Here is a 26,675-nt window from a genome sequence, read left to right on the forward strand (position 1 = left end):
CATCACCGGCTTCATGGGGCCGACACCGCCGGCCCGCGACACCACACGCACGGCAGTCGGTCGGGCGGCTCGTACGCCCACCAGTCTCCTTCGCGAGGGCATCGCCCTGGCGAATCCCTAGAACTCGGGAGTCGAGAAATCTGACATTTCCGTCCCGGATCCAGCGGCTCACGTTCCGCGTCTTGCAATTGCCCAATCCTGACAAAGACTTGAGTCGATGGCCCAAAAGATGCTTGATTCGATGGGGTTCCGCGGTTGCGTGCGGTTGTCTTTCCGATGCAACCCCTGTCGTCCGGTTCATTGAACTCAAACGAGGAGTCGAAATCATGGTCTTCCGCGCTTTCGCCAAAACCGCCGCGACCGCAATGCTCGCCGTTGCCGGCCTGGCCCACGCAGGCCCCGTTCTGGTCGCCACCATCAGCGGCCAGTACACCGGTGACGACCCGCACATCTACATCAACAACAGCACTGCCTCGGCGTTCACCAATGTCCGACTCAGCGGCACGGCCTACAACGGCGCCAACGCGCTGTTGGCGGCCGGCACCGATGTCGACAAGGACAGCAACGCTGGAGGCGCCTTCCACCGCACGCAGGTCAAGAACCTGGCCGACATTGCAGCCGGCGTCAACTTTGATTACGTATTCCACGATGGCCCGGCCGCTTGCGGCCCTGGCTTCAGCAATCAGGGCAGCCTGTTCGCGACTGACTACGACGACACCTACGGCTGCTCCACGGCTGCTCAACCGGGCAATGTGACCTACACCTTCACCGCCCTGTGGGAAGGTCAGGCCATCTTCGCGGTGTTCAGCCCGAACGTGAACGCAACCGGCCATTTCGTCGGCTTCCTGGGCCTGGACGAAACCGGCAATGCGGAAAGCAGCTATGACAACGGCGGGGCCGCCAGTGGCACCGGCGAGCTGGGCGTCCTGGCTGAGATCTTCGTTGGCCAACCGCCCAGCGTTCCCGAGCCCATGAGCCTGGCGCTGGTGGGCCTCGGTCTGGCTGCTGCCGGCGCTGCACGCCGTCGCCGCAACTGAGACCCCGGCGCGGTCGGGGAGCCCCATACGGCGCCTTGGGGCGCCGTATGCGCTTTGGCAGGGCCGGGCGGACCTGCTACCGCCTGCTGGCTCACGCCAGCGGGCGTGGTAGCGCTTCTGGCGCCTGCATGCCTTGCCAGCCCGCCCGATCCCGCTTCGCAGATTCCGCGGTCGCTGCGCCACGGACGGGCGCCTTGCGATCCGATCGACTCACAATGCTTCATCGTGATGGGCCGCGGGTTGCATCGCGGCAGCATGGGTTCGCATCGGTGAATGTCCTGGGGTCGCGTTACCAAACGTCCCGCCGTCTCCCGCTTGTCCAGGCCACGCTCGCCGGACCTATGGCGAATCTGAAGCCGGCCTGAAGCCTTCCCAAGGTTTTGAAGCTTCAGGCCTTGCGCCTTGCCGGGGCATCGCCAAAGGGCTGTCCCTCGTCCCTAGAGTGGTTTTCGACCCGCGTCAGACGGGTCTCGTGAAGACCACTACGGAGACAAAACTATGCATACCCAACCGGCTCTGCGCCGACTGATCGCCTGCCTGCCAATCCTGATGGCGGCGTCCACCATTCATGCTGCCACCTTCCAGGCCGAGAGCGCCGCCCTCAGCGGTGGCGCGGCCACGGCCACCGACCACGCCGGCTACACCGGCAGCGGCTTTGTCGGCGGCTATGTCGACGGCAACAAGGGCAATGCCCAGACCGCCTTCACCGTCAATGCGGCGAGCGCCGGCAACTACACGCTGAAGCTGCGCTATGCCAATGGCACCGGCTCGGCCAAGACGCTGACGCTCTACGTCGACGGCGTGTCCCAGGGCCAGGTCAGCCTGGGTGCCACCGCCAACTGGGACGACTGGCTGGTGCAGACGACGACCGTCGCGTTGACGGCCGGCAATCACACGCTGACCTACAAGTTCACCAGCGCCGACAGCGGCAATGTCAACCTCGACAAGCTGGACGTCGACGCCGTCGTCACTGGCAGCGGCGGCCGGGAGGCGGAGAACGCCACGCTGAGCGGTGGTGCCGTCGTGGCGACCGACCACACCGGCTACCAGGGCAGCGGCTTTGTCGGTGGCTTCACCGATGGCAACAAGGGCAATGCCCAGGTCGCCTTCGCCGTGACGGCGGCCAGCACCAGCAGCCATTCGCTGAGCCTGCGCTATGCCAACGGCACCGGCGCGGCCAAGACCTTGACCGTCTACGTCGATGGCGCCTCCGCCGGCCAGGTCAGCCTGCCTGCCACGGCCAACTGGGACAGCTGGGCGACGCAGACGTCGACCGTCACGCTGAGCGCTGGTGCCCACACCGTGGCCTACAAGTTCACGACCAGCGACAGTGGCAACGTGAACCTCGATGCGCTCGACGTCGCGGCCATCACCGGCGGCGGCAACCCGAACGTGACGCCGGCCGAGGCCGAGACCTGGTTCATGTCCGGCGGCGCCGCGGTGTCGACCTCGGTCACCGGCTACAACGGCAGTGGCTATGCCGCGGGCTTCTCCAGCAGCGGTGCGCGCGCCATCCGCACCGTCTTCATGAGCGGTGACGGCAGCGCCACCGCCAGCCTGCGCTACCTCAACACCAGCGGCAGCGCCCGCACGCTGGACGTCGTCGTCAACGCGGCCAAGGTTGGCACCGTCAGCATCCCGGCCAGCAGCAGCTGGGCCACGCTGAGCCTGCCGCTGACGCTGCGCACCGGCCACAACACCGTCGGTCTGGCGGCAGCGTCCGCCGGCGCCGATGTCGGCATCGACAGCCTGAGCGTGGCCGGCGAACTGGCGGCCGCGGCACGCGGCGCCACCGTGCGCACGACGCTGTACGAGGCGGAGAGCGCCTCGACCAACGCCACCGTGCTGACGGCCAGCCGCACGCCCTTCACGGTGCAATCCGAGTCCAGCGGCCGCAGCCTGGTGCGCCTGTCGAGCACCGGCCATCAGGTCAGCTTCACGACGACGCAGCCGACCAACTCCCTGGTGCTGCGCTATTCCATCCCCGATGCACCGGGCGGTGGCGGCCAGTCGGCGACGCTGGCCCTGTACGCCAACGGGACCAAGGTGCAGGACCTCAACCTGACCTCGACCTATGCCTGGGTCTACGGCGCCTATCCCTTCCGCGGCGTGCCGTCGGATGGCACGCCGCGCCACTTCTACGACGAGGTCCATGTGCCGCTGGCCAGCTATCCGGCCGGCACCGTGTTCAAGCTGCAGAAGGACAGCGGCAACAGCGCCGCCTATTACGACATCGACTTCATCGAGACCGAGGTCGTGCCCGCTGCCTACGCCATGCCGGCCGGTGCCTTCTCCATCACCAGCTATGGCGCGGTGTCCGGCGGCGGCGATGCCACCTCGGCCTTCCAGCAGGCCATCGCCGCAGCGCAACCGAGCGGTGGCGTGGTGTGGATCCCGGCGGGCACCTTCAAGTTGAGTTCGCGCATCAACATCTCCGGCGTGACGATGCGCGGCGCCGGTCCCTGGTACTCGACGGTGCAGCTCGGCGACGACGGCCACGGTGGCCTCTACGGCACCGGCAGCAACGTCAAGCTCGTCGACTTCCTGATGCTGGGCAAGGTCACGCTGCGCGACCCCGACGGCCAGGTGCTGACCGACGCGCCGCTGGAGGGCAACTTCGGCACCGGCTCGATGTTCCAGAACCTGTGGTTCGAGCACACCAAGGTCGGCATGTGGATCGACTCGGGCACCAACGGCCTCTATGCCAGCGGCCTGCGCATCCGCAACACCTTCGCCGATGGCGTCAACATCCACGCCAATGTGCAGAACGTGGTGATGGACCAGAGCGTCGTGCGCAACACGGGCGACGACGCGCTGGCCATGTTCTCGGAAGGCGCCGCGGTGACCAACTCGGCCTATCTGCGCAACACCGTGCAGTCGCCGGTGCTGGCCAACGGCATCGGCATCTACGGCGGCAATGGCAACCGCGCCGAGTACAACGTCATCAGCGACACGGTGGTCGGCTCGTCGGGCATCACGGTCAGCTCGCGCTTCAGCCCCGTGCCCTTCAGCGGCACCACGCGCATCACCGGCAACACCCTGGTGCGCACGGGCGGCTTTGAGCCCAACTGGAACGACCAGTTCGGCGCCCTCTTCCTGTTCGCTGATACGTCGAGCATCACGTCGCCGTTGATCATCAAGGACCTGATCATCCAGGACAGCACCTACTCGGGCATCTACATCAGCGGACCCAACCAGGTGCAGGGCGCCTTGTTCGACGGCGTGACGATCACGGGCGCCGGCACCTACGGCATCCAGATCAAGTCCGGCGGCAATGCGACCTTCCAGAACGTGACGGTCAGCGGTGCTGCGCAAGGTGGCTTGAGCAACACGGGTGGCTTCACGCTGAACCGGGGGTCGGGCAACTCCGGGTTCTAGGCGTGCTTCACTGGTTTGATGCGTAGAGCCCAGACCACGCCGGCGATCAGCAGGGCCACGCCCAGCAAAGTCGCCGGCGGCGGGGTGCGCTGGTTCCACGCGAAAGCGTAGGCCAGCGCGGCCAGGGTCTCGAAGACGATCAACTGTCCTGACAACGAGGTCGGCAGGCGCTGGCTGGCCTCGTTCCAGCACAGCGTGCCCAGCCACGACGAGCACAGGCCGATGGCCGCCATCAGGCCCATATAGGCCAGCGGCTTTTCGCCGAAGGGAAAAGCGTAGTCCGCGGGGATCAGCGTGCCAGGCGCCAGCAGGTACAGCAACGCGAGCAGCAGCACGCCCACCAACGCCATCGGCAGCGTGACCAGGCCTTGAGCCGTCGCCCAGGCCCTCGGGCTGCGATCGGCGTGCGCCCTCAGCCAGTCGGCATTGCGAATCGGATACCAGGTCCAGCAGGCCACGGCCGCAATGGCCAGCAGGGCGCCCTCGGCATAGCGACGCGGGTCGCCGGCCTCGGCCTGCAACACGGCCAGCTCGTCGCGGTTGACGCAGGCGAGACCCGCGGCGATCAGCAGCAGCGACGGCGCCAGCTTCGCCCAGGGCAGATGGCCGTCGCGCACGCGGTTGCGGTGGTTGGCGCAGATGGCGATGACGACCGGCAGCGTGCCGATGATCATGGTCGGCAGCGGCGCGCCGGCGCGCTGGATGGCGGCCGACAGGCAGAGGTAGTAAAGGAAGTTGCCCACCAGGCTGAGCTTGGCGGCCTCCCACCAGTCGGTCCGCTGCAGCTCGCGCAGCGCGCGCCTGTCCAGGGCCAGGGCCAGTGGCAGGGCGATCAACCCGAAAGCCAGGTAACGGCCTACCGTCAGCAAGGCGGGGGCATAGCCCGGCAACATCACGGGCGCGACAAACACCAGCCCCCACATCAGTCCGGCGGCGAAGGCGAACAACAAACCAAACAACATGGCCGGCATCATCACCCATGCCTTCGTCACAAGCAGGCGCTAGGCTCTTTCCATGTCACGCCTGCCCTTCGTCCTGGTCTTGAGCCTGCTAGCCGCGAGCGCCGCCGAGGCGGGCCGGCCTCTGCAGGCCGAGGACGCGCCCGTCATGGATCCGCACGCCTGCGAGCTCGAAGGCGCGCACAGCGATTGGCGCGGCCAGGGGCGCGACGCCCACCAGAGCTATCTGCAACTCGGCTGCGGCATCGGCGGCGGCACCGAGGTCGCGCTGCAGGCCTTCACGCCGCGTGAGTTCGCGGTGAACGGCAAGACGCAGTTCTTCAGCACGCCCTGGGGGGACGGCGACGCGCAGTTGAGCCTGGCCTACAGCCTCAGCCATCGCCACGTCGAGACGGCCTGGCGGCGCAGCGGCGTCGGGCTCATCCTCGTCGCCACGGCGCCGCTGTCGCGCGACTGGGTCCTGCATGCCAACCTGGGACATCAGCGCGACGAGCTGGCGCACCGGCGCAGCACCACCTGGGCTCTGGCGGCCGAGCACAACGGGCTGGGCGAAGGCGGGCGCTGGCAGCCCATGGCCGAGGTCTTCGGCGACGACCGGGGTCATCCCTGGGCCAATGCGGCGCTGCGCGTGGCGCTGGTGCCGGACCGGGTCTTTGTCGATGCGTCCTGGGGTCGTCAACTCGGCGGCACGCGGGCCCGCCTGGCGACGGTCGGCTTCAAGCTCGCGTTCTGAACCAGGCTGCCACGGCTTCACGCTGATCGGCCGTGTAGTGCAGGCCGAGCTTGCTGCGCCGCCACAGCACGTCCTCGGCGTCGCGCGCCCATTCATGGTCCACCAGATGGCGCAGTTCGGATTCGAACAGGCCCGGTGCGATCTCGGCGCCCGTCGGCGCCGCGAGCAGTTCGCGGGCCCGCTGGCCGTAGGCGCGGGCGACACGGCGCACGCCCGGTCGGCCCGGATGCGCGGCCTGCAGTTCGGCGGCGAAGGCGTCGATGTTGACGCCATGCGCGCCGAGGTCACCACCCGGCAGCCGGGTGCCTGCCGTCCAGGGCTTGCGTGCATCGCCGAGCATGTCGCCCACCTGCGTCGCACCATCCTCGGCCAGCTTGCGATAGGTCGTCAGCTTGCCGCCCCAGACGTTCAGCAGCGGGGCACCATTGCTGTCGGACTCCAGCAGATAGTCCCGCGTCACGGCCGAGGCCGAGCCGCCCTCGTCCAGCAGCGGGCGCACGCCGGCGTAGGTCCACAGCACATCGGCCGGCGCCACGGGCTGGGCCAGGTAGCGGCTGGCCTGCTCGCAGAGATAGGCCACCTCGTCCTGGGCGATGGTGGCGCGCGACGGCGGTTCCTCGTGCTCCGGCAGCTCCACATCGGTCGTGCCGATCAGCGTGAAATGCTCCTGGTAGGGGATGGCGAAGATGATGCGGCCATCCGCGTTCTGGAAGATGTAGGCGTGGTCGTGGGTGAAGCGCTGGTTCACGACGATGTGGCTGCCCTTGACCAGGCGCAGGCCGCGCGTCGGCAGGGCCTGGCCGTTGCCGCCCTGGGTGTGGTCGCGCAGGAAGCGCTCGGCCCAGGGGCCGGCGGCGTTGACGAGGGCGCGACTGCGAAGCTGGCGGCCGTTCTGCAGCGTGACCTGCCAGCCGTCCTTGCCGCGCACCGCCTGGGTCACGGCGCAACGCGTCAGCACTTCGGCACCGCGGGCTTGCGCGTCCTGGGCGTTCAGCACGACGAGGCGGGCGTCGTCCACCCAGCCGTCGGAATAGACGAAGCCGCGCGTGAACTCCGGCTTCAGCGGCGCGCCGTAGACGCTGCCCGCCAGGCGCAGGCCGTGGGAGCCGGGCAGCAGCTCGCGGCGGGCCAGATGGTCGTAGAGGAAAAGGCCGATGCGGATCATCCAGGCCGGGCGCAGATGCGGCGCATGCGGCAGCACGAAGCGCAGCGGCTGGATCAGATGCGGCGCGCTCTTCAGCAGCACCTCGCGTTCCTGCAGGGCCTTGCGCACCAGGGAGAACTCATAGGTCTCCAGATAGCGCAGGCCGCCGTGCACGAGCTTGGTGGAGGCTGACGAGGTGTGGGACGCGAGGTCGTCGCGTTCGGCCAGCAGCACGCGCCAACCCCGGCCGGCCAGATCGCGGGCGAGACCTGTGCCGTTGATGCCGCCTCCCACCACCACGACGTCAATATCATCCATACCGACCACTCTAAGTGAACCGACGCCATGGATGCACTGCTTGCGCTGGACCAGGGAACTTCTAGTTCACGCGCTCTAGTTTTCGACCGCTCCGGCCGCCTGCTGGCCGTGGCTCAGCGCGAACTGCCTCAACACTTCCCCCAGCCGGGCTGGGTGGAGCACGACGCCGAGGAGATCTGGCAACACCAGATCGCTTGCGCTCGTGAGGCCCTGGCCAAGGCGGGGGTGAAGGTCGGCGCCATCGGCATCACCAACCAGCGCGAGACCGTCGTGCTGTGGGACCGCAAGACCGGCCAGCCCCTGCACAAGGCCCTGGTCTGGCAGGACCGGCGCACGGCGGCCTTCTGCGAGCAGCTCAAGGCCCAGGGCCTGGAGCCGCGCGTGCGCGAGCTGACCGGCCTGGTGCTGGACCCGTATTTCTCCGCCACCAAGCTGCGCTGGCTGCTCGACAACGTGCCGGGCGCCCGCGAGCGCGCGGCCCGCGGCGAGCTGGCTTTCGGCACCATCGACAGCTGGCTGCTGTGGAAGCTCACCGACGGCAAGGTCCATGCGACGGACCCCAGCAATGCCTCGCGCACGCTGATCTACGACATCCACCGCGGCGACTGGAGCGACGAGCTGCTGGCCGCCTTCGATATTCCGAAGAGCCTGCTGCCCGAGGTGCGACCCTCGGCGGGCGTGTTCGGCCAGGCGACGGAGTTTGGCGTGCCCATCGCCGGCATTGCAGGTGACCAGCAGGCCGCCCTGTTCGGCCAGGCGGCCTTGCAGCCCGGCCAGGCCAAGAACACCTATGGCACCGGCTGCTTCCTGCTGATGCACACCGGCACCCAGGCGCGCACCTCCACGCAAGGCCTGGTGACGACGCGCGCCGCGCAAGTCGATGCGGCGGCGCAGTACGCGCTGGAAGGCAGCGTCTTTGTCGGCGGCGCCGTCGTGCAATGGCTGCGCGACGGGCTCAAGGCCATTGGCGGCAGCGGCGAGGTGCAGACCCTGGCCGGCAGCGTGGCCGATGCCGGCGGCGTCATGTTCGTGCCCGCCTTCGCCGGCCTGGGCGCGCCCTACTGGCGGCCCGATGCGCGTGGCGCCCTGCTCGGCCTGACACGCGGCACCACGCAAGCCCATATCGCCCGCGCGGCGCTGGAGAGCATCGCCTTCCAGAGCGCGGCGGTGTTGACGGCGATGAATGCCGACGTCGATGCCGCGGACCGGCTGACCGAGCTGCGCGTGGACGGTGGCGCCAGTGCCAACGATCTGTTGATGCAGTTCCAGGCCGACCTGCTCGGCATCCCGGTGCTGCGGCCCCAGGTCATCGAGACGACGGCCCTGGGTGCGGCCTTGCTGGCCGGTCTGGGGACTGGCGTCTACGAGTCCACGGAGCAGATCGGCGCCATCTGGCAACTCGACCGCGCGTTTGAGCCGCGCATGTCACGCGACGAGGCGGGGGCGAGGCTGGCGGAGTGGGACAGGGCGGTGAGGCAGGTGTTGGCGGAATGACTAGGGCCGGCTGACCATGATTCGTGTTGCTGAGCACATTACGAAGGTCCACAAGCTACTGGGTCACTATGGTATTCAGCCGAATTGGCTCGAGGTCGTAGGCTCAGTGCATCAATGGTGTGTCGAACGAGATGTTCCCGAGACCAATCCAGATAGGGCCGCAAAGTGCTTCGTTTGGCCTGACCGATGCTTGATAGTGATTCAAGATGAACAGAGCGACGCCATGATCCGCGCTGCCTTGGACCTCATGAAATGCAATGGCTTTGGCAATGAGCTGCAGGTCTTGAAAACTGACTGGGACTACCTGTGTCATCTTGTCCTGCACGAGACCGCGTTCTACGTGCTGAAGCAGTCCAGTCAATCTGTCCGTGATCGCTGGGCTTTCCGCGAGCTCGTCAAGTTCTCCGCTTAAGCCGGCAGGTCTACGGAAGTAGCGCGGGCGATCGCCTCCCAAGCCGGCAGATCTTTCAGCAATTGCTCGCTGTGCGCCCGCACCGCGTCAATCGCATCCGCCCCCAGCTGCAGCCGCAATGGCGTGGCCTCGGCCCTCAGCGCCGCATCGATGGTCGCCGCCGCCTGCTCCGGATCACCCGCCTGGGTGCCGCCCATGCCCTTGGCAAAGCTGCGTGTGCCGCCGCCGAAGCCCCCGAACGACATCTGGCCGTCATTCGGGACAGCGTGACGATGGCGCCGCTGCGCTGGTCCTGCAGCACGGCGCCGTGAGCTCAGGCCGGCTCCGACGCTTCGCCGCTCTCCTGGGCCAGGAAGACGATCAGCACGATGAAGCCGATCAGAGGGATGAGGCCGATCAGCTGCCACCAGCCGCTGCGGCCGGTGTCGTGCAGGCGGCGCGAGGCGGCGGCCAGCTGGGGCAGCAGGGTGCCCAGGGCAAACAGGTAGTACAGCCAGTGGTTGACCACCGAGGTGACGATGCAGCCCAGCACGACGAAGAGGGCGAACCACCAGTATTCGGAGCGGCTGGCGCGACCCGAAAAGTCGACGTATTTGTTGAAGCAGACTTTGATCGAATCCTGAAAGGTCATGGCCTGTCCCTGGCGAGTTGGGTCGCCGGCATGCTAGGGCCGCCGCGGCTTTTGACCACCCCTTAGAAACCCAGGCTCTCGCCGAGGCTGGCGAGAGCCACCAGGCCGGTGGCGATGAGGAAGGCTCGCATTGCTGCGTATCGTCCGGGGGGGCTGCTGACAGGAGCTGACAGGCAACCCGGCGCAGCATGCAGTCTTTCAGACCTCAGGAGCGCCGCATGAACTTCGCCTACACCCTCGTCTACGTGCCCGACGTCGCCGCCTCCCTGGCTTTCTTCGACAAGGCCTTCGGCCTGAAGACGCGCTTTCTGCATGAGAGCGGTGCCTATGGCGAAGTCGAGACCGGTGCGGCCGGGGCCAAGCTGGCCTTTGTCGATCATGCGACCGCGCGCGACAGCGTCCAGCACGACTATGTCGCGGCGAGCGAAAGCACCCAACCGCTGGGCATGGAGATCGGCTTCACGGTGGGTGATGTGCAAGCCGCCTACGACAAGGCCGTCGCCGCCGGGGCGCGTGCGCTGGCCGCCCCGGTCACCAAGCCCTGGGGCCAGACCGTGGCCTATGTGCGCTGCCCGGACGGCGCGCTGGTCGAGCTCTGCACGGCCATGGGCTGACTGCGCCCCTTTGCGGGGCGACTTCGCCCTGTCGAAGCGCGTGCAACGAAAAGCTGGTCCTGCGCCAGTGAGGGCTGCGGGGCGCTGATGGCGCCCAGCGTGGCCAGTTCGGCTGCGTGGGTCGCACGAGCCTGGAAGGAGGCGTAGATGGCCATGATGGTGTTCGACGTCGTTGTCGGTGACGCATGTCTTCTGCAAGGGGCATGCCCACTGCCCTACAGTGGCTCCCCATGCGCCGCGCCGACCGCCTCTTCCAGATCGTCCAGCTCATCCGTGGGCGCCGTCTCACGACGGCCGATTACCTCGCCCAGCGCCTGGAGGTGTCGATGCGCACGGTCTACCGCGACATCGCGGCCCTGGGCCAGCAGGGCGTGCCCATCGAGGGCGAGGCCGGCGTGGGCTACCGCATGCGGGCCGGCTTCGACCTGCCGCCGCTGATGTTCAGCAAGCAGGAGGCCCAGGCCCTGGTCGCGACGGTGCGCATGGCCGAGTCGCGCCTGGACGCGGCACTCGCCCGCCAGGCCGAGAACGCGCTGAGCAAGATCCTCGCCGTGCTGCCGCTGGACGCCCGCGCAGCGGCCGAGAGCCTGGCCCTTTATGCACCGTTGCCGGCCCTGGACCCGGCCACCAGCGCCCACCTGACCGCCATGCGCGAGGCCACCGAGGCGCGGCGCAAGCTGAAGGTGGGCTATCTGGACCTGGGCGGCGTCAAGAGCGATCGCATCGTGCGCCCGCTGGCCTGCCTGTTCTGGGGCCCGGTCTGGACGCTGGCGGCCTGGTGCGAGCTGCGCAACGACTTCCGCAGCTTCCGCGTCGACCGCGTGGAAACGCTGGAGGTGCTGGAAGACGCCTTCCGCGACGAGCCGGGCAAGACGCTGGCGGACATGAATCGCAAGCGCGAGGCGCAGGACAACGGTGGGGCGTGAAATGGAGCCCCCTTCGTCCAGTCTCGCCGCGCTGAACGCGGGCGAACCTGACCGGGACCGCGCTGCGGCCAGAGCCCGCAGCGCTTCGGCAGGCACGGCGAGTCCTCAGGACTCACCGTGTCCGGCCTCAGCCCCCGAGGGGACGGCGATGCTTGCGGCATTGAGCCGTAAGCACATCGCCCAAGGCGGGCCGGCTCGGGAGCGGCCCAGCGCTCGGCCCGCGAATCAACACTGGCACGCCACCGGCGAATTACGTGATTTGCGCGCCCTTGTCGGCCAGCAACTGGCGCAGCAGCGACCGATGGCACCGCGCCTCGTCCTCGCAATAGCAGCCCACCGAGAAGTTCGTCTGCGCCGACAGCGTGGCCAGCAGCGCCAGCGCGTGCTGGGCCTCGGGCTCGGCCATCTCGGCGCGGTATTTCTTCGTGAAGGCCTTCCATTCGGCCTCGGTCGCCACGGCCTGGCCGAGCTTCATGGTCTCGAGGCTGGGCGCGAGATTGGGGAACCAGACGTCGTAGAAGTCGCGCGACGCGAACTCGGCCTTGGGCACGCCACGCGGCGGGCGGCGCACGGTGCCGATGCGGGTGCCTTCGTCCGGGGCGCGCGGGCTGCCGAGCCTGACGATGCGGATGGCCATGGTCGAGTCCTCTTTCAGCGGCGGCCCAGCACGCGGATGACTTCCTCTTCCGCGACGGGCTTGGCGATGAAGCCGTTCATGCCGGCGGCCAGGGCCTTCTCGCGCTCCTGATCGAGCACGGCGGCCGTGAAGGCGTGGATGGGCAGGCGGGCGGTGGCCGCATCGGCACGCAGCAGTTCGGTCGCCTTCAGGCCGTCGACCTTGGGCATGTGCAGGTCCATCAGCACGCCGTCCAGGCGCCCGGACTGCTCGCGGGCGATGCGGACGGCCTCCTCGCCGTCTTCGGCCTCGACGACTTCGGCGCCCAGGCGCTGCAGCAGGGCCGTGATGATGAGGCGGTTGACCGGGTTGTCCTCGGCGACCAGCAGGCGCTGGCCGGCCAGTGGGTAGCGCGGCGGCAGCGGGATGCGCTTGCGTTGGGCGGTGTCGTCGACGGTGAGGCTGGTCGGCAGGGCCAGTTCCGCCCAGAAGCTGGAGCCGCTGGCGCCGTCGCTCTGCACGCCGACGCGGCCCTGCATGCGCGTGGCCAGTTCGCGGCAGATGGACAGGCCCAGGCCCGTGCCGCCGAAGCGCCGCGTCGTCGAATCGTCGGCCTGGGCGAAGGGGCGGAAGAGCCGGCCCTGCAGTTCCGCCGGCACGCCGATGCCGCTGTCGGCGACGACGATGCGCACGCGGTCGGTGTCGGCCACCGACAGCTTGAGGCGGATGTGGCCGCGCTCGGTGAACTTCAGCGCGTTGACGAGGAAGTTGGCCATGATCTGGCGCACCCGCAGCGGGTCGCCGATGACCAGGCGAGGCAGTCCCGGCGCCAGCTCGATCTGCATGTCCAGGCCGCGCTCCCGCCCCAGCGCCGCGCAGCCTTCGAAGCTGGCCTGGGCCAGGGCATGCAGGTCGAACTCGATCTTCTCCAGCTCGAGATGACCCGCCTCGATCTTGGACAGGTCCAGCACGTTGGACACGATCTCGTTCAGCGACTCGGCGGCGCCGACGAGGTGGGCCAGGTATTTGTCGCGATGCGCGTCGTCGGGGGCGCCCTGCTGCAACAGCCGCGCCAGGCCGAGCACGCCGTTCAGCGGCGTGCGGATCTCGTGGCTCATGGTGGCGAGGAAGGCGCTCTTGGCGTGGCTGGCGCCCTCGGCCTGCTGCTTGGCGGCCTGCAGCTCGCGCTCCTGGCGACGCCTCTCGGTGACGTCGTCGGCTACCCACAGCGTGGCGCGGTCGCCGTCCTGCTCGCTGCGCCCGGGCAGCGTCGCCGGCAGGCCGCGGGCGTTGAAGCGCACGGTGATGCGCCGGCCGTCGGGGCGGATGAAGTCGCGCTCGAAAGCCAGGGCGGCGCTGGCCACCTGCTGGGCCGACGGCAGGCTGGCGTGGGCGTCGGCGAGCTGGGGTTCGGTGCCGCCGAAGATCTCCTGCCAGTGGTGGTTGACGCGCTCGAAGCGCTCGCCGCGGGTCAGCGCGATGCCGACGCTGGCGTGCTCCAGGATGGCCTCGGCCTCGATGCGGGCGCGCTCGCGGTCGGTGATGTCGCGGGCGATCAGCATGGTGGCCGGCTCGCCCTCCCAGTCCAGCGTGGCGGCCGACACCAGCACGTCGCGCCATTCGCCATGCACCAGCAGGGCGGAGCGGAAGTCGCGCACGATGCCCGAGGCGGCCAGCTCGGCAGCCAGGCGCCTGGGCTCGCTGCTGTCGGGCCACAGGCCGAGTTCGCGGCCCGAGCGGCCCATCAGCTCCTCACGCGTCAGGCCCACCAGGGCGCAGAAGCCCGAGTTGGCAAAGCGGATGCTGCCGTCCTCCATATGCGCCACGCAGATGGCATCGGGGCTGGCGCGCAGCACGCGGTCCAGCATGTTGGCGGTGCGCTGGTGCTGCTGCAGGGCGAGGCGTTCGCCGGTGATGTTGTGGCTGACGCCGCGCCAGCCGATGTGCTCGCCGTCGGCGTCGAAGATGGGTTCGCCCGAGGTCAGCGCCCACAGGATGCGGCCGTCGGGCGTGCGAAAGGCGTTGACGCGGTCGCGGTAGGCGCGCTTGGCACGGATGTCTTCCAGCAGGCCGGGGTAGTCGGCGTCGCGCACCAGCACCACGCCACCGGGCTCGCCCATGCGCAGGAAGGCCTCGCGCTGGTGGCCGGACAGGGTCTCGAACTCGTCGGACAGCATGGTCACGCGGAACTTGGCGTCGGCCTCCCAGGCCCAGTTGTGGGCGGCCTGCACGAGGCGGGCCAGACGGGCTTCCTCGCCGATGGCGCGCGTCAGCGCCGTGCCGAGGATGCGGTTGAGCAGCAGGGCCGAGGCGAGGCCGCTGGTGGCCAGCAGGAAATGCGCAACCAGGCGGTCGGACAGCTGGGGCTGGCGCGGCGCCGTCAGGCCGAGCAGCAGGCCCTGGGCCTCCATCATGGCCAGCGCGCCGATGCCGCAGAGATAGAAGACGGTCAGCAGCACCGCCGCCGCATTGCCGGCCACGCCCCCGCCCAGCGCGATGACCAGGGCGCCGGCAGCGAGGACGATGGTGTGCACGCCGATGCCGATATGGGCCGCATGGGCGAACAGGGCCAGCAGGGTGCCGCCCAGCACCAGGGTGGTCGCCATGCGCGCCCGGCCGGCGCGGCAGAGCAGCCAGCCGACGGCGCTGACGCTGAGCAGGGCCAGGCCGACGACGAGGCGCTGGCTGGCCCACAGTGCGCGCAGGCCCAGCAGGGTTTCGCCGATGCCGATCAGCGCGGCGATGGTGCCGACGACGCCGACGATCCACAGCAGCGTTCGCGCCGCCATCAATTGCAGCGCGTCGCGGGTGTCGTTGGTGTCAGTCGGCACTGAAACCATTGCGGGCGTGGCTGCCGTCGCAGAAGGGCTTGGTCTGGCTGCCGCCGCAGCGGCACAGCCGCGCCTGCGTGACGCGGCAGACCATGCGGCCGGTGCCGCTCAACACCTCGAGATTGCCGCGCAGCTGCAGCGGGCCATTGGGTTCGGGCTCGATGGCGACGGCGCCGTCGCGCACCGCGGGCATGTCGGTGGACAGGCCCAGCAGGCCGGTCTCGGGCTCACCGCTGGCGGCGAAGTGGATGTCGTGATGGCTGCCGTCGCAGAAGGGCTTGTTCTTGCTGGCCCCGCAGCGGCACAGCGTGGCTCGCGTGCCGATGGACTGGCCGCGCAGCGACAGCGCACCGCGGATGCCGTAAGGCCCCGACTCGCGCACCGACAGCAGGTTGACGGGCGGCGCGGCTTCGTCGGCCTCGCCGTCCTTGCGGCGGTACTGGATGGCACCCGAGGGGCAGGCGTGGGCGATGTCGACGAGGCGCTCGACCGGCATGGCGTCGGGGTGGATCCACGGCCCCTGCACGTTGGCGAGGAAGACCTTGGGCGCGCCGGTCACGCAAAAGCGCGCATGGATGCAGCGCTTGGCTTCGAAGCGCAACTCCATCTTCTCACCCTGCACGACCTCGATGCCGTCGACGACCTCGGTGGGCGGCGCGGGCGGTGGTGGCGCCGCGGCCGCCGGCTTGGCGGTCGGCGCGGGTGCCGGTGCGTTCACGTCCAGCCCGCGCTCGGCGCGTTCGCGCAGCGACTGCAGCTGGCGCGCGGCGCGGCCCGTGCGTTCTGCGCCCAGTTGGGCGTGTAGGCCGGCCGCGGCGTCGGCGAGCTGGCCGAGGCGTTCGATGACATAGCGCCGCGCCGCCGGGCCCGGCGGCATGCCGGCCGCATCGCGCAGGGCGGTGAAGCTGGCGCCGGCGTGGCAGCCCGGGCTGCTGGGGCCGGCGGGCAGGCGTGCCGCATGCTCGGCCAGCGGCGTGAAGGCGCGCATCAGGCCGATGCCGAGGTCGACGATGAGGCTTTTCTCTGCCGAGGGGCCGGGCATCAGATAGCTCTGGGCCAGCAGCCGCAGCATCAGGCCGTAGCTGGCATTGGCCACGTCCACCGCCGCGCTGGCGTCGGGGTTCTCCAGCCAGACCCGGCCCTCGGGGCGCGGCGGGCGGCGCAGCACCGGGTTGGTGGCGGCCGGCCAGGCGGGCTGGAAGCCGGGGTTGGCCTGGCGCAGGGCGGCCAGCTCGCTGCGGATGGCGGCGAAGCGCTGGTAGTGCGAGGTCTCGCTGTCGCTGGGCGCGCCCTCGCCCTGGCGCACGATGGCGTCGAAGGCCGCCAGCGCGGTCTTGGAGCACAGCACATGGCGGGCGCCGCAGAGGTTGAGCTCGTCGGGCCCCAGCTGCAGCCAGCGGTCGCCGGCGAAGGCCGCCGGCTCGCCGTGCAGGGCGACGAAGCTGCGCAGGTCTTCGCTCAGCTGCTTGTAGAAGTGGCCGACGGTCTCGTAGTCGCAGGCCATGGGCGTGATGCGCGGCACGTCGGAGCCGCGCGTGAACTGGCGCTCCGCCGCAAAGCCCTCGCCGTCCTGCTCGCTGCTGCCGTCGGGGCGCTCCAGGAAGATGAAGTGCTGCAGCGTCGCCTCGTTGAAGGGCGCCAGCTTGACGACCACGCTGGCCGGCAGATAGCCCGGGTCCAGCGGGAAGTTGCCGCGGCCGATGCGCGGCGCGCCGCCCAGGGCGGCCGTGATGTTCCAGACCGCGACCAGATGGCCCATCTCCTCGACGGCCACGGCGGTGATCTCGCGCCGCCAGCGCTCGGTGGCGGCGGCCTCCGCGGCGCTCAGGCCCTCGGCCTCACCCTGCTTCAGGCTGAAGGCCGCATAGAGGTAGGTGCACATCAGGTTGTGCTCCAGCTCGGCGGCCTCGTAGAGGCAATGCAGCAGTTGTTCGCGGCTGGGAGCCGCGTTGGGCGTCGTCATGGAAGCGCATCCTCGGGCTGGCTTCGCGTGACATTAGCACGCAGCCGCAACCCCGAAACCTGTGGTTTTCAGGCTGTGCGCAGGCGCGGCAGCCAGGCCAGGGGATCGAAGCGCGCGGCGGGCGCTTCCACCCAGCGGTGGAAAGGCACCGCCAGGCCGTTGGCCAGCAGCCAGGTGGCGACCAGCAGCGCCACGCCGGCCTCGGGAGAGGCGCCGGGCAGATGGGCGAGCAGGGCGTTGCTCAGCAGCAGCACCGGGAAGTGCAGCAGGAAGAGGGCATAGGACGGCGTGGCGGCACTGGCCATGCGCGACGCCCAGGCGTCCGGCAGCAGCGGTCGACCCGTGCCATGGCGGGCCTGGGCCCAGGACAGCCACAGGGCCGTGGCCAGCGCGAGGGCCAGCCGGTCGCGCCAGTCGGCCATCAGCGCGGCGCCGACGGCAGCGGCCAGCAGAGCCAAGCCGGCGCGGCGATGGCGCCACAGGCCCAGCCAGTGCACCAGGGCGCCCAGGCCATAGGCGGCGAAGAAATAGAGCCCGAAAGCGTCCAGCTCGGGCTGGCGGTTGAAGACCCAGGCCGAGGCCAGCACGCCGGCGGCGACCAGGATGGGGCCGACGACGAGACGGCTGGGATGCCGCCAGCCGCGCCGCGCCAGCCACAGCAGGCCCACCAGCAGCGCGAACAGCTGCAGGTCGATGGCCACATACCAGGCGCCCACGGTGAGGGCTTCGTAGCCCAGCACGTCGTGCAGCAGCAGGGCGTGGGCCAGCAGCTGGCCGAGGCTGATGTCGGTGGGCACCAGTTCGGGCCAGGACGAGGCGATGAGGCCGGAGATTCCCAGGGTCAGCGCCAGGGCGGCCAGGAAGGGCAGCACCAGGCGCAGATAGCGCCGCCACAGCAGCTCGGGCGCGGCGGCTTGCAGGGCCTGGCCGCGCGGCGACAGGCCACGCGCGCTCAGATAGCCGCCGACGACCAGGAAGATCTGCACCGCCATGCGGCCGTACTGATGCATCGCGCCGGCCAGCAGGGGCAGGGCGGCATGAGCGGCGCGGGCGATCGGACCGTAGCTGACCAGATGGTGCAGCACGATGATCTGGGCCGCGAGCGCCTTCAGGACGTCGATGTGCGGCAGTCGGCGGGATGGGTTGGACATAAAAAGAACGGGCCTGCAAAAGAACGGGCCTGCACAAGGCAGGCCCGTTGTTTCGGACTTGTGAAATTGTACCGGCGCCGTCCCGGGGAAAACCCCCCTTGTTTCAGGCCGTCACGAAGCCGTCCGGGCAATTTGCAACATCCAGTCAGGCAAAAAACCGCCTCAGCCAGGCCCGCAGCCGCTTCAGGCGACCGGGGGGCGGCGGGGCGGGGGCCGGCGGCGTCGCCGCCTGGGCGGGCGGATGACGTTCGACCAACGCGGCGTGGAAGCGCGCGAAGAAGTCTTCGGCCAGCTTGCCGGCTGCCGCATCGACGAGGCGCGAGCCGACCTGCGCCAGCTTGCCGCCGACGCTGGCGGTGACGTCGTAGCTGAGCACCGTTTCGTGCGGCGCCACCGCCTGCAACTGCACCAGGGCCTGGCCCTTGCCGTGGCCGGCCGCGCCGCCCGAGCCTTCGAAGCCGAGGCGGTAGCTCTGCGGCGGCGTCAGCTCGGACAGCTGCAGCCGGCCCTTGAACCTGGCCTTGACCGGGCCGATGGAGACGGCCAGAGCCAAGTCGAAGGCGTGGTCGCCGCTGGGCGTGATGGCCTCGCACCCGGGCAGGGCGGCCTGCAGCATGGCGGTGTCGTTCAGCGCGGCCCAGGCGTCGGCCTGGCTCACGGGCAGGGTTTGCTGGCCGGTCATCTGCATCGGCGCATTCTGGCGCCGGGCCCGCAAAAAGGCACGGCCCGCCGTGGTGCGTCGGCGGGCCGTGCGCGGGAGGCCGGGGGGCGCTTGATCTGCCGGTTTACTTGCCGGTGACGGTCAGCTGGTTGTCGACCGACTTCACGCCGTCGACCGCCTTGGCGATGGCTTCGGCGCGGTCCTTCTCGGCCTGGGTGGACACCTTGCCGGTCAGCTCCACCCAGCCATTGGCGTCGGTTTCGACGTGGACCTTGGCGAGCGAGGAGACCTTGCTGGTGGCGAGCTGGGCCTTGATCTTGGTGGTCACGACCGAGTCCTTGACCCAGGTCTTGGCCGTGCCGGCGGGCTTGTCATCCGCGAAGCTGGCCAGCGGCACGACGAGGGCGCCGACGACAACGAGGGAAGCGAGTTTCGAGATCTTCATGGCTGGGGTTCCTTTCATCGGAAGCGGCAACACCCGATGCGCACCGCTGAAACCGGAATCTAGGCAGCCGGCCGTGTCGGCCGCGGCGGACGGTGCGCCGCCGCTTTGTAGGACGACGTCAGGTCAGCGCGGTGAGCAGCTGCTGCAGGCTGTCCAGGTTGTGCACCGGCAGATGGCGGCTTACCTGGGGCAGCAGGGCGCGCACGCCGGCGGCTCGCGGCTCGAAGCCGTCGAAGCGCAGCAGCGGGTTGAGCCAGAGCAGTTCGCGACAGTTCAGGCGCAGGCGTTCGGCCTCGAAGCCGAGGCGGGCGCTTTCCTGAGCGTCGCGCTCGAGGCCATCGCTGACGAGCAGGACCGTGGCCGCGCCACCGCCCAGCACGCGGCGCGCCCAGTCGCGGTTGAAGGCGTGCAGGCTTTGGGCAATGCGCGTACCGCCGGCCCAGTCGGGCACCGCCGTCGACACGGCGGCCAGGGCGGCATCGGGATCGCGGCTCTTGAGCTGGCGCGTGATGCGGGTCAGCCGCGTGCCGAAGACAAAGGCCTCGACGACGGGCGCCTCGCCCGTGCCGGCCGCCGGGTTCAGCAGGCCCTGGGCCAGGTGCAGCAGCACCCTCGAGTAGCGGCCCATGGAGCCGGAGATGTCGGCCAGCAGCACCAGCGGCGTCGCGCGGTGGCGGGCGCGCTCGCGCAGCGGCAGGGCGAGATCGTGGCGGGCCTCGGCGCGCAGTGTCGCGCGCCAGGCGATGCGGCCTCGGGGTGCCGCGGCGTGGCGGCGCGTCAGCTGCTGCTTCAGCCGGGGTTGCAGGGCGGCCAGGGCGCGGCGCGCCGCGGCCCATTCGGCGGCCGTCATGGTGTCGAAGTCGCGGTGCTGCAGCAGCTCGCGGTCGCCAGCGTCCAGGCGGGCTTCGATGTCGACCTGCTCGGTGCGCGGTGCCGTGGGCTCGCTGGGGAACAGCGCCTCGGCCAGGCGGCGGTTCTCGGGTGGCGGCGGGGCCTCGCTGCGACCCTGGGCCTGGGGCAGCAGCAGGGCCATGATGCGGCCCAGCAGGTCGGGGTCGCGCCAGAAGACGTGGAAGGCCTGGTCGAACAGCGGGCGGTGCTCGGGGCGGTCGACGAGGCAGGTGGCCAGCGTGGCCTTGAAGTCGGCTCGGGAGGCCAGGCCGCCGACCTCCAGCGCCTGGGCTGCCAGCAGCAGGCGGTCGGTGCCCACCGGCATGCCAGCGGTGCGCAGCACGCGGCCGAAGTGGACGAGGTTTTCAGCCAGCCTGTCCATCACTTCAGGCGCGTGCGACCTCGCGCATCTCTGCCAGCAGGCGCGCCGCCTCACTGCCCTGAACGCGGGCGATGTCGTCCTGGTATTTGAGCAGCACGCCCAGCGTCGACTGCACGGTGGCGGGGTCGAGGCTGACGGCGTTCAGCTCCACCAGGGCGCGCGACCAGTCCAGGGTTTCGGCCAGGCCGGGCAGCTTGTAGAGATCGAGCTGGCGCAGGCCCTGAACGAAGGCCACGACCTCGCGTGCCAGGCGTGCCGCGATATCCGGCAGGCGGGCCTGGACGATGGCCAGCTCGCGCGTCGCGTCGGGAAAGTCCAGCCAGTGGTAGAGGCAGCGGCGCCTGACCGCGTCGTGGATCTCGCGGCTGCGGTTGCTGGTCAGGATGACCAGGGGCGGTGCGGCGGCGGTGACGGTGCCGAGCTCGGGAATGGTCAGCTGGAAGTCGGCCAGGAACTCCAGCAGGAAGGCCTCGAAGGGCGCGTCGGCGCGGTCGAGCTCGTCGATGAGGAGGACGGGCGCCGGCGTCGTCGTCAGCGCCTGCAGCAGGGGTCGCTCGATGAGGAAGCGGCGCGCGAAGAGTTCGTCCGCCGTGCGGGGCTCACCCGGCTGGGCGAGGCGGATCTCCAGCATCTGGCGCGCGTAATTCCACTCGTAGGCGGCGGCGGCGAGGTCCAGGCCTTCGTAGCACTGCAGGCGGATCAACGGCCTTTGCAGCGCGGCGGCCAGGGCGGCGGCGATGGCGGTCTTGCCGGTGCCGGGCGCGCCTTCCAGCAGCAGGGGGCGCGACAGGCGCAGGGCGAGGAAGGCGGCGGTGGCCAGTTCACGCGAGGGCAGATAGGCCTGGCCCTGGAGGGCGGCGGCGGTGGCCTCGATGCTGGCCGGCGGCGGCTGATTCATGTCGGCAGGGCCTGTTGTGAATCACGGTGCCGGGAGTATCCGCGCGTCAGGCCCGGCGTGGCAGCAGCAGCGATCTCAACAGGAGGGTGCCGGCCGCGGCCAGCATGAGGATGATCAGTCCGTAGAAGGGCGAGACGGCGCTGTCGGCATCCGGCCCGAACATGACCGCGGTGTTGTAGCTGGCATGCAGCAGGATGCCAGGCCACAGCGAGCGCGTTCTCTCGTAGAGCCAGCCCATCAGCGTGCCGGTGATGAAGGCAGCCACGCACTGGTAGACGTTCATGTGCGTGAGGCCGAACAGCAGGGAGGTGCCCAGGATGGCCGGCCAGCGCGGGTACTGGCGCAGGAAGCTGCGCAGGATGACGCCGCGGAACAGCATCTCCTCGACCATGGGCGCGACGAGGCAGATCATCAGTACCGAGATCACGCCGCCCGAGGTCATGCGCTCGAACATTGCGGCGTCGGATGCCGAGATCGGGAACAGCGCGACCACGCCGGCCTCGAGGGTCGTGATGCCCAGGGTCAGGGCCGGCACCACGCAGAGGATGGGCAGGGCCAGCAGGCCCATCACCGCGCGCGGCGAGCTCCTGGCGGGATGGAAGAGCGCGCCGTAGCTCAGGCCCGACCATTGCATGACCGCCGTCAGCAGCAGGCCGTTGGCCAGCACGGAGGCGAGGTCCATCAGGTCGTTGGGGTGCATGCCGAGCACCGTCCGGGCGTCGTACAGCGCGATGCCGATCAGGAATTCGGCGGCGAACAGGCAGGCAACCAGGAAGACCGCCTCGAAGGCGTTGGGGAAGGTGTCGCGGGTGGGCGGCATCGGCGGCGTGACGGCGTAAGGGGGGCGACTCTAGCGCCCGGCGGCGCGGGCGCTTGCAAGTGTTTACAGGCCGATGGGAAGGATTTGGCGTTGGGCGGCGTTGTCGAGTGGAAGGGTCGGCACGGGCCGGCCCGCGGAACCCGAAGGAAACGCCATGAAAGCCCTCGCCTCTTTGTCTCTGCTGCTCGCCAGTCTCGCGGTCCATGCCGAGGAGCCCGCCCCCAATGCCGACAAGCGCACGCTCAACCTGGCCGTCCAGCGTGACGGCCAGCGCAACCAGAGCGCGGAGGCAGCCCTCAGCCTGCCCCTGGGCGACAGCGCCTGGGTTCATGCCGGCGTCGGCGAGTCGCGCAGCCGCGACGTGGCCAGCGGCGAGGTCTACCGCCCCAAGCAAGCGGCAGTGGGTGGCGGCGTCACCGGCAAGGCCTGGCAGGCCAGCGTCAATGCCAGCCAGCGCCGCGACTGCAACCGGCTGCGCCAGACCGATCTGGCGGCGGCCGCGGACTGGCGGCCGACGGAAGGCGTCAACCTGGGCGTGGACGCCGTGAGGCGCCAGGGTCGCGCGCGCGGCACGGCCGGCAACGCGCCGGTGGAGCAGCGCGTCAAAGGCCGTGGTGTCGGCGTGCACGGCGCCGTCGCGGTGACGCAGCGGCTGACCGTCTACGGCGCCACCCTGCACAACCGCTATTCGACGACGACCCAGACGACCAGCAACGGCGGTCTGCTGGCCGGCGTGCCGCTGGTCGGCAACCGCGTCTCGGCCGTCAACCGCGACGAGGCGGCCCTGGACCGCAGCCACCAGCTCGGCGTGACCTGGCGCGTCAGCGAGCGCGTGGCCTTGAACGGCGAGGTCATGCAGGACCGCGTGCACGACGGCGGCAATCTGCACAGCGTGCAGATGAAGGCCGCCATCGCGGCGGGTGCCGGCTGGACGATCATGCCAGGCATCGGGCGCAGCCATGGGTCGCAAGGCGAGAGCAGCAACTACGGGTTGCTGGGGGCGAGCTACGCCTGGTGAAGCGCTTAAGCTGCTGGCCTCTTCGCACTCACCCGCCAGCCTCATGAACTTCGCCAAGATCGTCGGCGTGCTCCTCCTCATCGCCGGCGCGGCCAGCCTGGCCATGGGCAGCTTCAGCTACACCAAGGACAGCACCGTCGTGAAGCTTGGGCCCCTGGAGCTGACGGCCAAGAAGAAGGAAGAAGTGAACCTGCCGGTGTGGCTGGGCGTCGGCGCCATCGCGGTCGGCGGCCTGTTGCTGCTCTTCGGCGGGCGCAAGTGATGGCGACGGCCGAGGACATCCTGGGCTTCTGGTTCGAGGAGATCCAGCCGGCGCAGTGGTGGAAGGTCGACCCGGCCTTCGACGAACTCGTGCGCAGCCGCTTCGGCGCCCTGCACGAGAGGGCCAGGCTGTGCGAGCTGTTCACCTGGCGCGTCACGCCCGCGGGGCGGCTGGCCGAGGTCATCGTTCTGGACCAGTTCGCGCGCAACATCCACCGCGGCACGGCCGGAGCCTTTGCGGCCGACCCGCTGGCGCTGGCCCTGGCGCAGGAGGCTGTTGCCGCCGGTGCCGACCTGCTGCTCGACATCGAGCGGCGCGCTTTCCTCTACATGCCCTATATGCACAGCGAGTCCGCCGCCATCCACGCGGCAGCCGAGCCGCTGATGCGCGAGCGCGCACCACGGCACACCCACGAGTTCGAGCTCAAGCACAAAACAATAGTCGACCGCTTCGGGCGCTATCCGCACCGCAACGCCATGCTGGGCCGCGCGTCGACGGCCGAGGAAATCGAATTCCTCAAGCAGCCTGGTTCGAGCTTCTAGACATCGAGAAGATGGACCGTGGCGGCCGCGCGCTCCTGGGCGCTGTGGCCGGACAGGGCCTTGTCCCATTCGGCGCCGCTGGCGCCCGTCGATGAGGAGGCGTTGCGCGTCATGACGGCGACCTCCTCCGTGCCCGCGTCGAACTCGCCCACCTGTCGGCGGTCGTCGAGAAAGAGTTTGGCGACCGGGCCGGCGCTGGAGCCGATGACCACCAGGTAGCGGGACACCTGGCGGTGCTGTTGCTGGGCATGTCGCGGCGGCAGTTCGTGACCGAAGCCTTGGTTCATGGAGCCTCCTCGCCTTGATCAGGCTGCTCGAGTGCGGCCCATTGTGCGCCGGGGCTGACCCTGATGCCCCGAGCCCGTCGGGCATGATCCAATCCAGGAATTGGAACCGATTCCATTTCGAGGGCCGCGAGGAAGAGACATGCAGAGCAAGCGAGTGATGATGGGGGTGCTGGCCACCGGCTTGGCGGTGTCGGCATGGGCAGGCGGCGTGCCCGACTTCGGCCCCAACGTCCACATCGTTGATCCGAAGGCGCCGGGCCTGCAGGCGCTGATCGACGGCATCTACGCGGCCCAGCAGCCCAATCATTTCGGTCCGCGCCGCGACGCCATCCTGCTCAAGCCGGGAACCTACCAGGACCTGCGCATCCCGGTGGGCTTCTACACCCAGGTGCTGGGCCTGGGGGCCCACCCCGACGACGTCCACGTCATCGGCGACCTGCGCTCCACGGCCCTGCTGGACAACGACAACGCGACGCAGAACTTCTGGCGCGGCGCCGAGAACTTCGCCGTGACGCCGACGCTGGGCATCGGTGACAACACCATGCAATGGGCCGTGTCCCAGGCCATCCCGTTCCGGCGCATGCATGTGCGCGGCAATATGCGGCTGAACCAGAACCAGGGCTGGGCCAGCGGCGGTTGGTTCTCGGACGTGCGGGTGGACGGTCAGGTCAACTCGGCCACCCAGCAGCAATGGCTGTCGCGCAACAGCGAGTGGGCGAGCTGGACGGGATCGAACTGGAACATGGTCTTCGTCGGCGTGAAGGGCGCGCCGGAAGGCGAATTCCCGACGCCCGGCCAGCGCTACACCAAGGTGGCGCAGGTGCCGGTGGTGCGCGAGAAGCCCTGGCTCTTCATCGACGCCAAGGGGGGCTATGCGGTGCGCGTGCCGGCCTTGCGGCATGACAGCGTGGGCGTCTCCTGGGCCAACGGCGCTGGAAAGCCCGTCACGGCGCCGGGCAAGACCCTGCCCATCGCGCAGTTCTTCATCGCCAGGCCGGGCGACACGGCGGCGAAGCTGAACGGCCAGCTGGCCGCCGGCAAGCATCTGCTGTTCACGCCGGGCGAGTACCTCCTGACCGAAGCGCTGCAGGTCAATCGCGCCGGTACCGTCGTGCTGGGCATCGGCTTCCCGACGCTGCGTTCGGACAACGGCCAGCCGCTGCTGAAGACGGCGGACGTCGACGGGCTGACGATCTCCGGCCTGTTCCTGGACGCCGGCAAGCAGGACCCCGGTGTGCTGATGGAAGTGGCGCCGGCGGGCGCCAACAAGCGCCACAAGGCCGACCCCATAGCTCTGCACGACCTGTTCTTCCGCATCGGCGGCGCGGCAGCCGGACAGGTGGACACGGCCCTGCGCATCAACGCCCACGACACCCTCGTCGACCACACCTGGATCTGGCGCGCCGACCATGGCGAAGGCGTCAGCTGGACGAGCAACCCGTCCGCCCACGGCCTGTGGGTCAACGGCGAGGACGTGACCATCCACGGCCTCTTCGTCGAACACTTCCAGAAGGAGCAGGTCGTTTGGCAGGGCAATGGTGGCCGCGTCTACTTCTACCAGTCCGAGATCCCTTATGACCCGCCCACTCAAGGCCAGTGGACGAACGCCGCCGGCGGCCGCGGCCATGCGGCCTACAAGGTGGCCGACACGGTGACCCGCCACGAGGCCTGGGGCCTGGGCGCCTACAGCGTCTTCCTGAAGCCCGACGTCGTGCTGGACCGCGCCTTCGAGGTGCCCAAGGCCGCGGGCGTGCGCATGCACCACATGATCACGGTCTGCCTGGTCGACAAGGGCAGCATCGAGCATGTCATCAACGACGCCGGCGACGCGGCGCGCTGCAAGGGTGGCAGCAACACGGCGACGCTGAAGGACTATCCGTGAAACGACCCGCTGTCGGCTTCGTCCGACAGCGCATCGCGCCGTCGGACACCGTTTGTCACAGGGCATCGCCCTTAGCCTGACGTCTCCTCAAAGCAAGGAGAACGACATGGGATTCACTCGCATCATCGCCATCGTGCTGCTCGTCGTTGGCGCGGCCAGCCTCGCCATGGGCGGCTTCAGCTACACCAAGGACAAGACCGTTGTGAAGCTGGGTTCGCTGGAGGTCTCGGCCAAGGAGAAGGAACAGGTCAATGTGCCGGTCTGGCTGGGCGTGGGCGCCATTGCCGTGGGCGGCCTGCTGCTGGTGTTCGGCGGCCGGCGCTGAAGAAAAAAACGGGCGCCTGAGCGCCCGTTGAAGTGTTGCACCGGAAAGAACAGGG

26 protein-coding genes are annotated in these 26,675 nt (G+C 69.5%); 12 read left to right on the forward strand and 14 right to left on the reverse strand.

Annotated elements, in window-relative coordinates; all coding sequences use genetic code 11:
- Positions 1–182: 182 nt before the first annotated feature.
- Together AC3WOE_RS06510 and AC3WOE_RS06515 are read left to right on the forward strand one after the other, a co-directional pair.
- The gene (locus AC3WOE_RS06510; RefSeq protein WP_492689152.1) at positions 183–1,037 is read left to right on the forward strand and encodes a PEP-CTERM sorting domain-containing protein; all 855 of its coding nucleotides are present in this window, start codon (positions 183–185) and stop codon (positions 1,035–1,037) included.
- Between the two features lie 498 nt (positions 1,038–1,535).
- Entirely contained in the window at positions 1,536–4,415 is a 2,880-nt protein-coding gene (locus tag AC3WOE_RS06515; protein WP_492689154.1) for a carbohydrate-binding protein, read from the forward strand.
- Here AC3WOE_RS06515 and AC3WOE_RS06520 read toward each other — a convergent pair.
- On the reverse strand, positions 4,412–5,377 hold the full coding sequence (locus AC3WOE_RS06520) for a DMT family transporter (RefSeq protein WP_492689155.1): 966 nt from the start codon (positions 5,375–5,377) through the stop codon (positions 4,412–4,414). The two genes, AC3WOE_RS06515 and AC3WOE_RS06520, sit on opposite strands and share 4 nt — an antisense overlap.
- A gap of 52 nt (positions 5,378–5,429) precedes the next feature.
- On the opposite strand from AC3WOE_RS06520, the gene AC3WOE_RS06525 reads away from it, so the two are divergent.
- Positions 5,430–6,107 (forward strand): hypothetical protein, encoded by a 678-nt coding sequence (locus AC3WOE_RS06525; RefSeq protein ID WP_492689156.1) that lies wholly within the window; start codon positions 5,430–5,432, stop codon positions 6,105–6,107.
- Here AC3WOE_RS06525 and glpD read toward each other — a convergent pair.
- On the reverse strand, positions 6,091–7,569 hold the full coding sequence (gene glpD, locus AC3WOE_RS06530; protein ID WP_492689157.1) for a glycerol-3-phosphate dehydrogenase: 1,479 nt from the start codon (positions 7,567–7,569) through the stop codon (positions 6,091–6,093). The genes AC3WOE_RS06525 and glpD overlap by 17 nt on opposite strands.
- A gap of 27 nt (positions 7,570–7,596) precedes the next feature.
- Here glpD and glpK point away from each other — a divergent pair, with 27 nt between their 5' ends.
- The gene (gene glpK / locus AC3WOE_RS06535; RefSeq protein WP_492689158.1) at positions 7,597–9,063 is read left to right on the forward strand and encodes a glycerol kinase GlpK; all 1,467 of its coding nucleotides are present in this window, start codon (positions 7,597–7,599) and stop codon (positions 9,061–9,063) included.
- Positions 9,064–9,286: 223 nt separating this feature from the next.
- Positions 9,287–9,475 (forward strand): hypothetical protein, encoded by a 189-nt coding sequence (locus AC3WOE_RS06540; protein ID WP_492689159.1) that lies wholly within the window; start codon positions 9,287–9,289, stop codon positions 9,473–9,475.
- Here the strand turns inward: AC3WOE_RS06540 and AC3WOE_RS06545 are convergent.
- On the reverse strand, positions 9,472–9,720 hold the full coding sequence (locus AC3WOE_RS06545) for a hypothetical protein (protein ID WP_492689161.1): 249 nt from the start codon (positions 9,718–9,720) through the stop codon (positions 9,472–9,474). The genes AC3WOE_RS06540 and AC3WOE_RS06545 overlap by 4 nt on opposite strands.
- Positions 9,721–9,788: 68 nt before the next feature.
- Entirely contained in the window at positions 9,789–10,106 is a 318-nt protein-coding gene (locus tag AC3WOE_RS06550) for a DUF805 domain-containing protein (protein ID WP_492689162.1), read from the reverse strand.
- A gap of 218 nt (positions 10,107–10,324) precedes the next feature.
- Here AC3WOE_RS06550 and AC3WOE_RS06555 point away from each other — a divergent pair, with 218 nt between their 5' ends.
- Together AC3WOE_RS06555 and AC3WOE_RS06560 are read left to right on the forward strand one after the other, a co-directional pair.
- The gene (locus AC3WOE_RS06555) at positions 10,325–10,720 is read left to right on the forward strand and encodes a VOC family protein (RefSeq protein WP_492689164.1); all 396 of its coding nucleotides are present in this window, start codon (positions 10,325–10,327) and stop codon (positions 10,718–10,720) included.
- Positions 10,721–10,950: 230 nt separating this feature from the next.
- Positions 10,951–11,646 carry a helix-turn-helix transcriptional regulator gene (locus AC3WOE_RS06560; protein WP_492689165.1) on the forward strand — a complete coding sequence of 232 codons (696 nt, stop codon included), beginning with the start codon at positions 10,951–10,953 and terminating at the stop codon, positions 11,644–11,646.
- 250 nt (positions 11,647–11,896) lie between these two features.
- On the opposite strand, the gene AC3WOE_RS06565 is transcribed toward AC3WOE_RS06560, so the two are convergent.
- The 9 genes from AC3WOE_RS06565 to AC3WOE_RS06605 all read right to left on the reverse strand — a co-directional run bounded on the left by AC3WOE_RS06565 (position 11,897) and on the right by AC3WOE_RS06605 (position 22,304).
- Entirely contained in the window at positions 11,897–12,283 is a 387-nt protein-coding gene (locus tag AC3WOE_RS06565; RefSeq protein ID WP_492689167.1) for a DUF488 domain-containing protein, read from the reverse strand.
- A 14-nt stretch (positions 12,284–12,297) separates the two neighbouring features.
- Positions 12,298–15,093 (reverse strand): PAS domain-containing hybrid sensor histidine kinase/response regulator, encoded by a 2,796-nt coding sequence (locus AC3WOE_RS06570; RefSeq protein WP_492689168.1) that lies wholly within the window; start codon positions 15,091–15,093, stop codon positions 12,298–12,300.
- Positions 15,083–17,056 (reverse strand): ferritin-like domain-containing protein, encoded by a 1,974-nt coding sequence (locus tag AC3WOE_RS06575; RefSeq protein ID WP_492689169.1) that lies wholly within the window; start codon positions 17,054–17,056, stop codon positions 15,083–15,085. The genes AC3WOE_RS06570 and AC3WOE_RS06575 overlap by 11 nt, the downstream gene beginning before the upstream one ends.
- A gap of 68 nt (positions 17,057–17,124) precedes the next feature.
- A complete protein-coding gene (locus AC3WOE_RS06580; protein ID WP_492689170.1) occupies positions 17,125–18,207 on the reverse strand; it encodes an acyltransferase family protein in 1,083 nt (360 codons plus the stop codon).
- A 145-nt stretch (positions 18,208–18,352) separates the two neighbouring features.
- Positions 18,353–18,895 (reverse strand): SRPBCC family protein, encoded by a 543-nt coding sequence (locus AC3WOE_RS06585; RefSeq protein ID WP_492689172.1) that lies wholly within the window; start codon positions 18,893–18,895, stop codon positions 18,353–18,355.
- A gap of 97 nt (positions 18,896–18,992) precedes the next feature.
- Positions 18,993–19,313 carry a BON domain-containing protein gene (locus AC3WOE_RS06590; RefSeq protein WP_492689174.1) on the reverse strand — a complete coding sequence of 107 codons (321 nt, stop codon included), beginning with the start codon at positions 19,311–19,313 and terminating at the stop codon, positions 18,993–18,995.
- Positions 19,314–19,431: 118 nt separating this feature from the next.
- A complete protein-coding gene (locus tag AC3WOE_RS06595) occupies positions 19,432–20,586 on the reverse strand; it encodes a vWA domain-containing protein (protein ID WP_492689176.1) in 1,155 nt (384 codons plus the stop codon).
- A 4-nt stretch (positions 20,587–20,590) separates the two neighbouring features.
- Positions 20,591–21,484, reverse strand: a complete 894-nt coding sequence (locus tag AC3WOE_RS06600) for an AAA family ATPase (protein WP_492689177.1) — start codon at positions 21,482–21,484, stop codon at positions 20,591–20,593.
- A gap of 46 nt (positions 21,485–21,530) precedes the next feature.
- Positions 21,531–22,304 (reverse strand): CPBP family intramembrane glutamic endopeptidase, encoded by a 774-nt coding sequence (locus AC3WOE_RS06605; protein ID WP_492689179.1) that lies wholly within the window; start codon positions 22,302–22,304, stop codon positions 21,531–21,533.
- Between the two features lie 154 nt (positions 22,305–22,458).
- On the opposite strand from AC3WOE_RS06605, the gene AC3WOE_RS06610 reads away from it, so the two are divergent.
- Genes AC3WOE_RS06610 through AC3WOE_RS06620 form a run of 3 tightly spaced genes read left to right on the forward strand, consistent with a single transcriptional unit; the run spans position 22,459 to position 24,126 of the window.
- Positions 22,459–23,322 (forward strand): hypothetical protein, encoded by an 864-nt coding sequence (locus tag AC3WOE_RS06610; RefSeq protein WP_492689180.1) that lies wholly within the window; start codon positions 22,459–22,461, stop codon positions 23,320–23,322.
- A 43-nt stretch (positions 23,323–23,365) separates the two neighbouring features.
- On the forward strand, positions 23,366–23,584 hold the full coding sequence (locus AC3WOE_RS06615) for a hypothetical protein (protein WP_492689181.1): 219 nt from the start codon (positions 23,366–23,368) through the stop codon (positions 23,582–23,584).
- Positions 23,584–24,126, forward strand: coding sequence for a DUF924 family protein (locus AC3WOE_RS06620; protein WP_492689183.1), 543 nt, complete (start codon positions 23,584–23,586; stop codon positions 24,124–24,126). Before AC3WOE_RS06615 ends, AC3WOE_RS06620 begins: the two co-directional genes overlap by 1 nt.
- Here AC3WOE_RS06620 and AC3WOE_RS06625 read toward each other — a convergent pair.
- Positions 24,123–24,413: a hypothetical protein gene (locus tag AC3WOE_RS06625; protein WP_492689184.1), complete on the reverse strand. Its 291-nt coding sequence runs from the start codon at positions 24,411–24,413 to the stop codon at positions 24,123–24,125. The genes AC3WOE_RS06620 and AC3WOE_RS06625 overlap by 4 nt on opposite strands.
- Before the next feature lie 139 nt (positions 24,414–24,552).
- Between AC3WOE_RS06625 and AC3WOE_RS06630 the strand changes: the two genes are divergently transcribed.
- Positions 24,553–26,295 carry a pectate lyase-like domain-containing protein gene (locus AC3WOE_RS06630; RefSeq protein ID WP_492689185.1) on the forward strand — a complete coding sequence of 581 codons (1,743 nt, stop codon included), beginning with the start codon at positions 24,553–24,555 and terminating at the stop codon, positions 26,293–26,295.
- A gap of 106 nt (positions 26,296–26,401) precedes the next feature.
- Positions 26,402–26,620: a hypothetical protein gene (locus AC3WOE_RS06635; RefSeq protein ID WP_492689186.1), complete on the forward strand. Its 219-nt coding sequence runs from the start codon at positions 26,402–26,404 to the stop codon at positions 26,618–26,620.
- Positions 26,621–26,675: the final 55 nt, after the last annotated feature.

This window comes from Roseateles sp. FW305-36 (assembly GCF_058787015.1).

Coding starts and splice junctions, on each gene's coding strand:
- AC3WOE_RS06595 (WP_492689176.1), bottom strand. CDS start 20,586: ATGGACAGGCTGGCTGAAAACCTCGTCCACTTCGGCCGCGTGCTGCGC.
- AC3WOE_RS06585 (WP_492689172.1), bottom strand. CDS start 18,895: ATGCAGATGACCGGCCAGCAAACCCTGCCCGTGAGCCAGGCCGACGCC.
- AC3WOE_RS06520 (WP_492689155.1), bottom strand. CDS start 5,377: ATGTTGTTTGGTTTGTTGTTCGCCTTCGCCGCCGGACTGATGTGGGGG.
- AC3WOE_RS06565 (WP_492689167.1), bottom strand. CDS start 12,283: ATGGCCATCCGCATCGTCAGGCTCGGCAGCCCGCGCGCCCCGGACGAA.
- AC3WOE_RS06625 (WP_492689184.1), bottom strand. CDS start 24,413: ATGAACCAAGGCTTCGGTCACGAACTGCCGCCGCGACATGCCCAGCAA.
- AC3WOE_RS06540 (WP_492689159.1), top strand. CDS start 9,287: ATGATCCGCGCTGCCTTGGACCTCATGAAATGCAATGGCTTTGGCAAT.
- AC3WOE_RS06515 (WP_492689154.1), top strand. CDS start 1,536: ATGCATACCCAACCGGCTCTGCGCCGACTGATCGCCTGCCTGCCAATC.
- AC3WOE_RS06600 (WP_492689177.1), bottom strand. CDS start 21,484: ATGAATCAGCCGCCGCCGGCCAGCATCGAGGCCACCGCCGCCGCCCTC.
- AC3WOE_RS06560 (WP_492689165.1), top strand. CDS start 10,951: ATGCGCCGCGCCGACCGCCTCTTCCAGATCGTCCAGCTCATCCGTGGG.
- AC3WOE_RS06555 (WP_492689164.1), top strand. CDS start 10,325: ATGAACTTCGCCTACACCCTCGTCTACGTGCCCGACGTCGCCGCCTCC.
- AC3WOE_RS06545 (WP_492689161.1), bottom strand. CDS start 9,720: ATGTCGTTCGGGGGCTTCGGCGGCGGCACACGCAGCTTTGCCAAGGGC.
- AC3WOE_RS06630 (WP_492689185.1), top strand. CDS start 24,553: ATGCAGAGCAAGCGAGTGATGATGGGGGTGCTGGCCACCGGCTTGGCG.
- AC3WOE_RS06610 (WP_492689180.1), top strand. CDS start 22,459: ATGAAAGCCCTCGCCTCTTTGTCTCTGCTGCTCGCCAGTCTCGCGGTC.
- AC3WOE_RS06605 (WP_492689179.1), bottom strand. CDS start 22,304: ATGCCGCCCACCCGCGACACCTTCCCCAACGCCTTCGAGGCGGTCTTC.
- AC3WOE_RS06525 (WP_492689156.1), top strand. CDS start 5,430: ATGTCACGCCTGCCCTTCGTCCTGGTCTTGAGCCTGCTAGCCGCGAGC.
- glpD (WP_492689157.1), bottom strand. CDS start 7,569: ATGGATGATATTGACGTCGTGGTGGTGGGAGGCGGCATCAACGGCACA.
- AC3WOE_RS06550 (WP_492689162.1), bottom strand. CDS start 10,106: ATGACCTTTCAGGATTCGATCAAAGTCTGCTTCAACAAATACGTCGAC.
- AC3WOE_RS06635 (WP_492689186.1), top strand. CDS start 26,402: ATGGGATTCACTCGCATCATCGCCATCGTGCTGCTCGTCGTTGGCGCG.
- glpK (WP_492689158.1), top strand. CDS start 7,597: ATGGATGCACTGCTTGCGCTGGACCAGGGAACTTCTAGTTCACGCGCT.
- AC3WOE_RS06575 (WP_492689169.1), bottom strand. CDS start 17,056: ATGACGACGCCCAACGCGGCTCCCAGCCGCGAACAACTGCTGCATTGC.
- AC3WOE_RS06590 (WP_492689174.1), bottom strand. CDS start 19,313: ATGAAGATCTCGAAACTCGCTTCCCTCGTTGTCGTCGGCGCCCTCGTC.
- AC3WOE_RS06580 (WP_492689170.1), bottom strand. CDS start 18,207: ATGTCCAACCCATCCCGCCGACTGCCGCACATCGACGTCCTGAAGGCG.
- AC3WOE_RS06620 (WP_492689183.1), top strand. CDS start 23,584: ATGGCGACGGCCGAGGACATCCTGGGCTTCTGGTTCGAGGAGATCCAG.
- AC3WOE_RS06615 (WP_492689181.1), top strand. CDS start 23,366: ATGAACTTCGCCAAGATCGTCGGCGTGCTCCTCCTCATCGCCGGCGCG.